The 11950-nt window shown below is 40.9% G+C and carries 9 protein-coding genes; 4 read left to right on the forward strand and 5 right to left on the reverse strand.

The window, feature by feature from the left end:
• The first annotated feature begins 178 nt into the window (after window positions 1-178).
• The gene (locus KSP24_RS17300; RefSeq protein WP_216975989.1) at window positions 179-1393 is read left to right on the forward strand and encodes an MFS transporter; all 1215 of its coding nucleotides are present in this window, start codon (window positions 179-181) and stop codon (window positions 1391-1393) included.
• 720 nt (window positions 1394-2113) lie between these two features.
• On the forward strand, window positions 2114-4075 hold the full coding sequence (locus KSP24_RS17305) for an endonuclease MutS2 (protein ID WP_216975991.1): 1962 nt from the start codon (window positions 2114-2116) through the stop codon (window positions 4073-4075).
• 146 nt (window positions 4076-4221) lie between these two features.
• Here the strand turns inward: KSP24_RS17305 and KSP24_RS17310 are convergent, their stop codons facing one another.
• The 5 genes from KSP24_RS17310 to KSP24_RS17330 form a co-directional block, all read right to left on the reverse strand.
• Window positions 4222-5127 carry an ROK family protein gene (locus KSP24_RS17310; RefSeq protein ID WP_064964155.1) on the reverse strand — a complete coding sequence of 302 codons (906 nt, stop codon included), beginning with the start codon at window positions 5125-5127 and terminating at the stop codon, window positions 4222-4224.
• 69 nt (window positions 5128-5196) lie between these two features.
• Entirely contained in the window at window positions 5197-6003 is an 807-nt protein-coding gene (locus KSP24_RS17315; protein ID WP_216975993.1) for an HAD-IIB family hydrolase, read from the reverse strand.
• 565 nt (window positions 6004-6568) lie between these two features.
• Window positions 6569-7789 (reverse strand): MFS transporter, encoded by a 1221-nt coding sequence (locus KSP24_RS17320; RefSeq protein WP_216975995.1) that lies wholly within the window; start codon window positions 7787-7789, stop codon window positions 6569-6571.
• A 33-nt stretch (window positions 7790-7822) separates the two neighbouring features.
• Window positions 7823-8824 carry an ROK family protein gene (locus tag KSP24_RS17325; RefSeq protein WP_216975996.1) on the reverse strand — a complete coding sequence of 334 codons (1002 nt, stop codon included), beginning with the start codon at window positions 8822-8824 and terminating at the stop codon, window positions 7823-7825.
• A 305-nt stretch (window positions 8825-9129) separates the two neighbouring features.
• Window positions 9130-10086: a tyrosine-type recombinase/integrase gene (locus KSP24_RS17330; RefSeq protein ID WP_040103635.1), complete on the reverse strand. Its 957-nt coding sequence runs from the start codon at window positions 10084-10086 to the stop codon at window positions 9130-9132.
• A gap of 467 nt (window positions 10087-10553) precedes the next feature.
• On the opposite strand from KSP24_RS17330, the gene aiiA reads away from it, so the two are divergent.
• Both aiiA and KSP24_RS17340 read left to right on the forward strand, forming a co-directional pair.
• Window positions 10554-11309, forward strand: a complete 756-nt coding sequence (gene aiiA / locus KSP24_RS17335) for a quorum-quenching N-acyl homoserine lactonase AiiA (RefSeq protein ID WP_216975998.1) — start codon at window positions 10554-10556, stop codon at window positions 11307-11309.
• 436 nt (window positions 11310-11745) lie between these two features.
• Window positions 11746-11913 (forward strand): hypothetical protein, encoded by a 168-nt coding sequence (locus KSP24_RS17340; RefSeq protein WP_007432475.1) that lies wholly within the window; start codon window positions 11746-11748, stop codon window positions 11911-11913.
• Window positions 11914-11950: the final 37 nt, after the last annotated feature.

The following is an 11950-nucleotide window of genomic DNA, read 5'->3' on the forward strand; positions in this document are numbered from 1 at the left end:
TCACTTCCTTTTTCCTGCTCTAGTTCGTTCATAATCACAAAAAACATTTGACTAAATAGTAGTATATTTATTATATTATCTATTGTTATATAGACAAATATTAATTTTGTTTATAAAAAAATAAAAATAAAGACCTTGAGGGTTTTACCCCTTGAAAACTGGAAGGGAGAGTTTGCTGTTGTTTAAAAATCCATATATAAGGACCATTATCGCCTCCAATGCGTTGCTAAATTTGGGCATCTGGGTGCGGAACTTTGCCATACTGTTGTATGTAACAGATCTGACCCATAATGATCCCGTATACGTATCGCTCATTTCGGTTGCTGAATTTGCGCCTATCTTTCTGTTTGCCATCATTGGAGGTACGTTTGCGGATCGTTGGCGGCCTAAACGGACAATGGTTAGTTGCGACCTGCTGTCGGCTGCATCCATTTTTATCGTGTTGCTCGCATTGTGGTACGGGTCATGGCAGGTGCTCTTGCTATCCACTTTCTTCTCGGCCATTCTATCTCAATTTTCTCAGCCATCTGCGATGAAGATATTAAAGCAGCATGTAGCACCGGAACAGCTTCAGGGAGTGATGGCTCTTTTTCAGTCTCTCATGGCATTATTTATGGTTATCGGTCCTGTCGTCGGTACATTTATTTATCAACACTTTGGTATTTTCTCTTCATTGTCTATAACAGGAATGTTGTTTCTCATCTCTGCGCTTGTTCTGACTCGTATCCCACAAGATGAACAAGCAATTGAGATAGATCGACCAACTCATTTTATTGAAGAGCTTAAAGAAGGAATACGTTATGTATGGAATAATCGTACACTTCGCACGCTTGGAGGAACATTTACCATAATTGGGCTGGCAGTCGGACTTATTCAACCATTAATGGTTTTTGTCGCTATCGAGAACCTCGGACAAGATAAGGAATTTTTACAATGGCCGTTAATGGCGAACGGAGCGGCTATGCTGTTGGGCGGCGGTCTGATTATGGGGATTGCCAAAAAAGTTCAGCCGCAATTGCTGCTGGCGACTGGACTTCTGGTCAGCACACTGACAACCTTTGGAGTCGGATGGTCGCACAATATTGTGCTGACAATGGCATTACAAGTACTTAGCGGTCTATTTTATCCTTGCATTCATATCGGTATCAACACGATGATGATGAAAAATGCCGAAGCTGCTTTTATCGGCCGAGTCGGTGGTGCCCTCTCTCCCCTGTTCTCGGGGATGATGGTCGTCGGTATGAGCATCGGCGGTACACTCAAACGCGAATTCTCCCTGTACACCGTATATATCGTGAGCGCCGGCTTATTTTTAGTCGGATCGATGTTGTTGTTACCGCTGCTTCGTGACAGACAGCCTGTACAAGCTGTCACATCCGTTGATTCTAAATAAGAGCACAAGAAACCGCCCTGGGAGATATGATATGCCTGCTACTAGGGCGGTTTCTTAATGTTAGTACTCTGTTTCATATGGATGCTGTATTCCTGCTGGAGTGGGATCATTTTCATAAATCATTTAATTGAAATCAGTTAACATAATATATATTTCGTTAACTTCTTGTCCTCATGATCACTTTTTCATCAAATTGATGAAGTCAGCCTTGACTTCCATACCTGTCTGATTGTATATTGTGGATATATCTTCAATTAAGGGAGAGATTTTAATGTCGGTGAACGTTCTTAACTAAGCAATTGCATATTCAGGGAAAACCATCAGGCGCTTGTACCCTTCAGGGGCAGGTTTGTTTGTTGCTGAGTTTTTACCCTGGTATTAGTTAAGAACATGCGGATATCATAAATCGCCTTAGGGATTATTTTCATTTAGGCCTTATTCCGTGCTGTGTTCAGCACGGTTTTTTTGTTTCCAGCTTTGTGAACTCTTTTTACACGTTTTTCTATTCATAAGCCAATTAACTGATATGTTGGTTGGCCTGTGGTTTAAAACGCAGAATTGGTGAGTTCACATGCTGGATTATAGGCTTATTTGATGATACATTTCCTCTTCCTTAAAGGGCGGAGAATGAACGTTTTGTTCATTCTCCGCCCTTTTTTTGTTTTCCAGAAAAGTTTTGAAAAAATCCTGTCAATACACATCTAAAGGAGAGATTTATTCATGAACGAAACTACAATGCTGCGTTTGGAATATGATCAGATTAAAACAAGAGTATCTGAATGTGCTTTTTCATACCTGGGTAAGCATCATGCCGCTTCCATGCAACCAATTACAGATATCCGTACAATCAAAATTCGTCTTAACGAAACGAGCGAAGCTTTACAGCTCATTCGCCACGGAGCTAGCGTACCCGTTCCTTCATTGGAAGGAATGGAGCACATTCTGCACCTCTTGGGAACCGGCTATATGTTCAGCGAGCGTGATTTTTCTCATTTGGCCCAATTCATCAGAAGCTGCATGCAGCTGATGAAATATATGCAAGCCAAGGCGGATGCAGCTCCAACCGTCAGTGCTTATGCCTCTTCCATGTATGGTATGGAGTCACTCCTATCCGAAATCGAGAGATGCATTTATTCGGGTCGAGTGACGGATAACGCCAGTAAAGAGCTAGCTAAAATTCGCAAAAAAATTGCAGTTACTGAAGAACGTATCAAGAGGAAATTAGACTCTCTCACCAGCCGTCATCGATCCATCATGCAAGAAAATATGATCAGTCAGCGCAATGGCCGTTATGTACTTCCGATCAAAAAGGAATTCCGCAAACAGGTGAAAGGCAATGTACTGGATGAATCGGGAAGCGGTCAAACGGTCTATGTTGAACCTGCAGAGATCGTAAATCTACAATTCGAACAAAGCGCAAACATGGCAGAGGAATCAAAAGAGGAAATGAAAGTGCTGGGAGATCTGACCGCAATGGCTGAGTCATACAACCGGGAACTAAGCATTAATACAGAGACGGTAGGCATACTGGATTTTTTATTGGCTAAAGCTAAATACGCCATGACCCTGGATGCTGTTTCTGTCGAGCTTAACGATGAGGGGATTATAGATATCCATGGTGCACGTCACCCATTGATGGCGAATACTATGGTGCCGCTTGATTTCTCAATTGGTGAAGGTTATTCCTCACTTATTATTACCGGACCGAATACAGGCGGAAAAACAATGGCTCTCAAAAGCGTCGGTCTGTTAACACTCATGGTACAATCCGGCCTGCTGGTACCTGTTTTGCAAGGCAGTCGCATGGCTGTATTCGAGGATATTGTGGTAGACATCGGGGATGGCCAAAGTATTGAACATGCTTTGAGCACCTTTTCTGCACATATTCGCAACATGATTGGCATTTTGGAAACGGCAGGCAGCTCTACTCTGATCCTGATCGATGAAATGGCTTCTGGTACTGATCCGGGAGAAGGCGTAGGCCTATCTATCGCACTGCTGGAAGAATTTCATCGTCGACGGACGACAGTAGTGGCTACCACCCACTTTAGCGAAATCAAGCATTTTGCTGAAAACACACCGGGATTTCAAAATGCTCGTATGGAGTTTGATACCGAAACGTTGCAACCCTTGTACCGACTTCGCATCGGTGAGGCTGGGGAAAGCTATGCATACGCAATTGCTTTGAAACTAGGCATGTGGACTCGCATTATCGAACGTTCGGAGGCCATTTCTGCTGGAAGAACGTCTCAGAATACACAGAAGTCTTTGGTTATTCCCCCTTCTTTTGACGATAAAAGGCCTGATGATGTATGTAAACCTGCCTCTAAAAAAGCATCTACAGACCATACAGTCGCAAAACAGGAAAAACAAGAGAACCCACTCATAACCAGGTCGTTTGCTCTTGGAGATAGTGTTTATGTCGGCTACCTAGATCGAACTGGTATTGTTTGCCAAACGGAGGATGAACGAGGCAATGTTGGAGTTTTGATTCAAGGACAAAAGCTGATCATAAACAAAAAGAGGCTCGTTCTTCATATCGCAGCAACAGAATTGTACCCAGACGATTATGATTTGGATATCGTTTTAGAAACAAAGGAAAATCGAAAAAAACGAAAGCTTCTAGCGCGCAAGCATGTTCAGGGGCTAATCATTGAATCTCCTCCGGAAAATGAAAAGTAAGCGTACGTGCATATTCTTCATTGAAAAATAAGTTGCTTCGGAATGTTATACACACCAAATAAACATAATATATATTATGTTTATTTGGTGAATACAAAAGAGCATGTCTTAAGCTTAAAGACACGCTCTTTTGCTTTTATTTTATCTCATACTTCAAGATGGTGTGATTGCATGTAGTTGTATATAGCACCTAGCAAATTCGCTTCATTGCCTAATTTACTTTGCTCAATATCTGCACGCACAAAATTTAAGATTGAATGCAAATAAAGCTTCTCTAGCTCTTCCTTAATAGTAACAACCAGCAAAGGATTGGCAGATATGCCTCCCCCAATCACAAACTTTTCAGGGTCAAGAATTGTTTGTAGGTTAATAATTTGTGTTGCGATGTTCCTGCAGTATTTTCGAAAAATCTTTTGTACCGTGTGATCACCTTCTTCAATGAGCTTGAATACTTTTTCACCTGTAATAGAATCTGCTGGAAGTCCTTTAGCCTTGGCAACCGTTTTAGCTAAAACAGAACTACTACCCTGCATACCAAGCAGATAATCCACATTGTCTGCATGCTCGTTGTTAGTTCTGATGAAGGAGAATTCCCCAGCCGATAAATGATGGCCTTTCAGCAATTTACCTTGAGAGATGATTCCACCGCCCATCCCTGTTCCAACAACCAAAACAACACCATCAGCGATCCCCTGTAGTGAGCCGCGCCATACTTCTCCAAGAGCAGCACACTTTCCATCATTTTCAATGGCTACGGGTAAATGGAACGCTTTCTTAAAAACTTCAATCATATTGATATCGTTTATATACCTTAATGAACCACCATGCACCATATGACCAGTGACAGAGTCCACAATACCTGGCATGCTGACGGCTATACCTTCACATTCATCTATAAACTGACTGTGAATTTGCTTCAAAGCTATAAGCAGATTCTCTAGTGAATCTAACGGTGTAGCAACTTTGCCCTTTGTCATAAATTCACCTTGAGAATATAAACTGAATTTAATAAAAGAGCCGCCAATATCAAAAACCAGTATTTTATTTTTCATGCTGCGTATAGTCCCTTCATTCGGTAGTGTGAAATCTGGAGGTCTATCTCTCATAAACGATAATTAATATTAGTGCCTTTGTAAATCCATCATTTTCTTTATCGTTAACAATACACCGTTTTCTTCATTGGATTTGGTAATAAAACTTGCTGCATTTTTAGTGTTCTCACAAGCATTTTTTACAGCAAAACTGTATTTGGCAATACTCATAAGCTCCACATCATTTTCACCATCTCCAAAAGACATGGTTTCATCCATAGTAACGCCCAATATCTCTTGGAGTTTTCTTACCGTCTCCCCTTTATGAGTATGAAGCGCTGTTATATCCAGCCAATTTGCTTCAGAATCGACAATATAAATTTGATCTAGCAGCGTTTCTTCAACATGTTTTCTTAACAAGGAACTTCTCCCGGATGGATCGTAAACCGTTATTTTAAGAAAGTTGCTGTTTATTTGATCAAATGAATCAATCTTTAGCACTTCCTTGTAGGAGCCCTTCACAATTTTGTAATATTCCTCTTGAATATGAGAGTGAACATAAGCTCCTTCTGTTGTACATGCTATGATAATAAAATCCTTAGCAAAAGCTTCAATTTGATTGATCGCTTGTAATGCTAAATTACGTTCAATTGTAAACTCTTTTACAACGACTCCATCCTTTTTAATGCGAGTCGCGCTGTCCCCTAAAATCCAGATCCCTTTTCCATGTTCACCAAACAATTCTTCTACTCTTTCACATTGCTTACCTGTACAAGCAACAAAGGAGATATTATTTTCTTGCATTTCTTCATACACTTGATTGAATAATTCAATATCAAACGTGCCACTATTGTTCAGAAAAGTACCATCCAAATCACTTACTACCAGTTTAAACATAAATAAGCCTCCCTTAGTTGTTTGATACACTCATTGTCAGTTCATACTTACGTTTTTTTATGTTCATTCCAGGGATCAACATCAAAGTCTCTATTAAAATTCTCAAACTTACGTGCTGCAAGCTTTTGAACAAAAGAAGAATGAGCCAAACTACTGATTATGAAATACGTAATGCATAAAACGGTAACGCATAAGACTCCTTCAATCCCCACATTGTCGCACTCCCTTCTGTCGTATCTGCAACTTTTATACAACATCTAATCCATTTAAACAGCTCGATACAGTTCCAGTCCACTTCATAAAAGATTTAATTAAAGACGTTAATAAAGATGGTAAAAAAAGTACCTTTATTAAGTGATTATAAAGCTACTCAAAAAAATCATCGATGGAGCGGTAAGGTTTTACATCCATAGGCTGTCTTGATAATGCTAAGCACCAGTAAGTACCACACCATATAACTAAACATAATAAAATGAGTGAGATCATAGAGTGCTCTCCTTTCTCTTTTAGGGTATACATTTACTTTAGCTGATGAAACGCGTTTCAAGTCAAGTTTTAATTTGTCTTAACCCTTCAAAATTCTCTTTCTCAGTATACGATTCACTTGTTCTGAACTGAGTAGCATAAAAAGAAGGAAAACAAGGACTGCAACCGGAAAAAAATGAATACTTACCTGAGATGCTATCAGCCCAACAATGGGCGGGAGTAGTGTTGTGCCTGTATAAGCAACTGCCATCTGATAACCCATGAGTTTGGCGGAGTTTTCCTTACCGAACCGTGTTGGCGTTTCATGAAGAAGTCCAGGATAAATCGGTGCAAGCCCTAATCCAATAAGGATAAAACCGGGCAATAAAAAGGCAACAGGCAACGGAAGCAGCAAAATGAGTCCGCCTGCAACAGCAGTAAGTTGGCCAATCCGGATTAGGATACGATTATTTATTTTTAAAGTTACAAACCCCGTAATCAGCCTGCCTACCGTGATTCCACCGTAGTACAAAGATACCCAACCAGCAGCAGTTTCAGCTGGGATGTTTCTAGCCCCTACCAAAAAGCTGGCTCCCCATAAACCTACCGTTGCCTCTACACCACAATAAAACAAAAAAGCAACGAGCGTGTTCTTAACTCCTTTCATTCGAATTAGATTTTGTTTGGGTGTGTTCTCAACTTGTGCTATATTGTGATCCATCTGTGAGTAGTCTGATTGAGCTTCAGAAATAATCGAATCTTGTATCGCGTTTACACGTTTCCATAATGGCAGTGTAATAAGCAAAATAATAACAAGTCCCCACTGAATCATGGATACGACTGTATAGCCACTTCTCCATGAATTGTAGTTCGAAATGTAGAAAGACATAATGATTGGTCCCATCGTAGCTCCAACACCCCAAAAACAATGCAGCCAGCTCATATGATGTGCCTTATAATGAGTAGCCACATATTGATTGAGTGCTGCATCTACAGCTCCCCCGCCGAGGCCAAGAGGAATTGCTAAGAGTACGAGCCAGAACAATGAAGGTGCAAAAGAAAACCCGAGTAACGCTCCTGCAGTCAAAAAGCAGCTCATTAGAGTAATCTTGCCTGTAGCTATTTTTTCAATGATAGTTCCACTGGCTAGACTTGATACAATGGTTCCGCCTGCAACGACCATGGATACTATTCCGGCTGACCCAAAATCAGTCCCGAGTTCCGGCCACATCACAGGCCATGCTGCCCCAAACAGAGAATCCGGGATTCCCAAGCTAATAAACGCTAGATAAATAATAATCAGAAACCAGATTGCCATCATGTTTCTCCTCCTCTGCTCAAACGATAGATGTCATTATCTAAAAACAATAATAGGACGCTCTAATTCTTTTAGGGTTAACTCTCTCAACCCTGTTTTAAAATCCTCATAAAATAAATCGGAGAGAACAATGTTTGGATACAAAGGCATCTCATGCTTAGCTTTGTAGGTTTCCAAAAAACGAAAGAAAGAGTCTTCTTCTATATTCTCTCTATAGACGACAATTTGATCCGGATCAAATATAGATTGTAATGTTTGAATTATTTCACATATACTATTGAAAAAAACTTCTCTTCCCTTGCTTTCATCCCACACTATAGACGGGAGGAATTTGATTTCACCAGCCAATCCATGTTTGCCCTTTAAAACTCCATTGCGTAAATAAATCCCCATCCCTGGTGGAGAATTTTCAGGAAAATAGATAGCTAGCACACATTGATCTTCATCTAACTGTTCTCTGTAAACGTATCCACATACAGCCGCATTTACATCATTCTCCACCATAACGGGCAAACCAAATTTGCTCTGCACATCCTCTGCCAACCGGATTCCATTCAACCTTTCATGGCTGCTGACTGTAATCTCTCCATCAACCGATTGTCCCGGGATTCCAATACCAATAACCTTAATAGAAGGATAAAGTGAAATGATGCCTTGAATCGTGGAATAAAATTGTGCATCATCAAAAATTTGAAAGGGATGTTCTTCTTTCATGAGAGCGTCCTCGTTTAAATTAACGACCGTGGTTGATACTGCATCAGTTCCTTGTTTTTCATTAATATGTATAATCAGTGCCAGACTATACTCATAATTAAAACGATAGGTTAATGCATGTCTACCACCGTTGGAAGGCACAATCTCATCTTCAAAAATCTCTCCATTATTAAGCAATTCCTGCATAAGCGTATTGATAGTCACCACACTTAAATCAGTCAATGCGGCCAGTTGGGGCTTTGTGGCCTTGCTGATCTGCTTTAATACTTTACGAACCAGATTCAGATTTATTTCTTTAATTAAATTTGTATTAGCTTTTTCCATACCGTGCTCCTTCTTTTTACAAAATTAGTGGAACCACTTCATAAACCATATTTATAAAGTGGTTCCACTAATTTTGTAGCAAAATATTACCTTTGTCAAGACCAGAGTATGCTGGGCATTAAATAAACAAAGCTGTAAAAATCAAGACAAAGCTTATGATAAAGATTACAAGTTCATAATATTAAGAACATAGTATCATGGATTTAATTTACAAGTCAGGTTCAATTATTTTCTAGTTTGTTTACGTAAAAATAATTATGTAAACTAACTCTAGATAAACTATACAATATAATCGTGGAATATACTTACAATCCCGTTATAGGTATCTGAATATCCAGTTTATCCATCGCTTTTTCTTTTTCCCGATCAGTGACATGTGTATATACCGTGGTCGTCTGAATGGATGAGTGCCCCAGCAGCTCTTGCACTGTACGCAGATCTGCTCCCTTGCGTAAAAGCATCGTGGCAAATGTATGTCTCAGCTTATGACTGGAATAAGCCTCCCGACGTTCTGTGCCCTTATCTTGCTGGAATCGTTCAAACGTTTCTGTAGCAATCTGTTGAATAGAACGCACCGCCAGACGGCGGCCTTTTTGGGATATGAACATCGCGTCTTCCTTACCTCTCCACGGCGTCAATCTTTCCTCCAATGCATGCTCTACAAAATCACATACAGCCGCCGGCACTGGCAGGGTGCGCCACTTACGTCCTTTACCGAACACATCTAAGGTGCGTCTTTCTCGGCTGTAATCTGAGACATTCAAAGAATGAACCTCCCCCACCCGTAATCCCATATAAACCATAAGTAGAAAGATAGCCATATTACGATTTGCATACTTCCCTTCCACCGCAAGCAAAAACGGCTGGATATCCTTCTCATCCAGATAGACAGGCATACGATTCTTTTCAGTCTTTGCTTTTTTGATTCCCGCTGCCGGATTCGTGCTGCATAACTCAAATTCATGTAGCGCTCTAAAAAAACTGTTCACCGCTGCATGCTTCCGGTTCCGCGTACTATCTCCGGCGCCTCCCTCCCGCGCTTTAGACAAATACGACATCACATGAATCTTTTTCACCTGGTCAAGTGGTTTATCACGCAATGTACGTAAAAACTGTTTTACATCCCCCATGTAATTTTTTTGCGTATGTATCGTATATCCCGCATCCTTCATCCAAATCAAAAAAGCTTCCAGCTCTTCAGTATACACTTCATCAATTTCGTCTATAGTATCCAGATCCATATGCCGCAGCTCTTTTCTCATCCCGCTTGCCTCCATTCAGTTCAAATTCCAAAATATGCTGTAAAACGATCATCTTCGTCTGATTTTTATCGACAATCCAATCGACATTCTTATGCAGGAGAGCATATAAAAGTCGTTTTAAACCTAAACTGCGTATAATTTATATTATACGCCGTTTTTTTGAGCACTTTTTAAGTATAAATAAAGCGTGTCCCTCTTGTCCAGCCTATGTACTTGCCCTTTTTTGCTCATCCGATTATACATCAGCACGTACTGGCCTTTGTGACGGCAGATTCCTGCTGGACGCCTACATGCCCTATCATTTAAACTATTAGATATTAATTTTTGAAAGTACGGGATTACAGCGAAAGCATGAGGCTCCATCACCCCATCTTACAATGTAATACAAGCATCACTTTCTGCCAGCTGTAATCCCGTTTATTATTACATAATAATTATTATGTAAACTAAGAGCGGAGGATGAATGTATGATTAACAAATTGTACTGGTTACCGGTCGGTCAGCTTGATATTGATCGCTCCTCACTCAACCATCATGCACAGCCTGGTGAACTGGTGCGCCTGCAAATCTGGTCGTATCTGCTGGAGACAGATCACGGTCCGATTCTCATTGACACCGGTATGCCGGATTCGTTTATCAACAATCCAGATTATTTTAAAAATACACCGTTTGAAGGGCGCTTCATTCCCCATATGTCAGCCGATGATAGTATCGTAGCTGTACTGGATCGGATTGGCTATCAACCAGACGATATCCATGCCATCGTAATCTCTCATATGCATATGGATCATGCCGGAGGCAATCCGCATTTTCCGAATACACCGATTTATGTGCAGCAGACCGAAGCAGACGCTGCGATCGGTAATCTGGAGTATGCGCCGCCGGAATGCGTGCAGACGAACTTGAATTACCGACTGCTCCAAGGGGACCATGAGCTGGTTCCGGGCTTGCAACTGCTCTATACTCCGGGTCATTCGCCGGGTCATCAGTCCGCGCTGGTCACAACAAAGGAATCGGGTCCGGTCATGCTGACGATTGATGTTGCCTACATGCAGGAGAATTACGCAAACGACGTGCCGTTTGACGGCTTTGAGCGTGAACAGGCACGCCAGTCAATCGCCCGCGTTCAGCAGATTGTGCAGGAGGTTAAGCCGAACCTATTGTTCTTCGGTCATGATCCTGAGCAGGTAGCCGTTCAGCCGGTATATCCACAATACAAATAATGATAAATGTTATAGCCTCTTATTTTTTTCTTTTCATTAGGTAGTTGTAACGACTTCGACATTTAGGGCTGCAAAATTTGGTCACCTGAGATCGCTGATATGGAATAAACCAAAGATTGCATTGAATAACCTTTGCTGTTCTCGTTGCTCCTCTCCATAGCTTCCAGCAAACTGATAAGTGATTGCATAAACATGAAGCTAATGTCCCTAATCTCCTGTTATCGCCAGCATAAGGAAGTATATCTAAGAACTCAGGGGGTGAGCAGCTGTCGACGCGGTATGGATGATGAGGATAAGTATTTTGCTATCTCATTCTGTTTTCCCTTGATCATCCAGCACGATATACTTAAAGAAGTCGAAAGGCAACCTTATATTCAGTCTATGCTTATTTCTAAAATGTAGATTTATTCATGACAAAGGGAGTGTTCATTTACTTATGAGTACCGAAATGCTGGAACGTCGAAGTGAGATTTTAAAACGAAACATCCATCAGTTGCTGGTTCAGGAAAATCAACACGGCGTGACACGGCAGGAAAATTACACGTTGCATAAAATGATTAGAGAGCTTCATCAAACCTCTCATGCCTTGAATACTTCCCGTTGAGATGAAAGGCTGCTACATCAAACAAAAAATAACCTTC

Origin of the sequence: Paenibacillus sp. AK121 (genome assembly GCF_019042715.1) — a bacterium.
Lineage (GTDB): Bacteria > Bacillota > Bacilli > Paenibacillales > Paenibacillaceae > Paenibacillus > Paenibacillus polymyxa_C.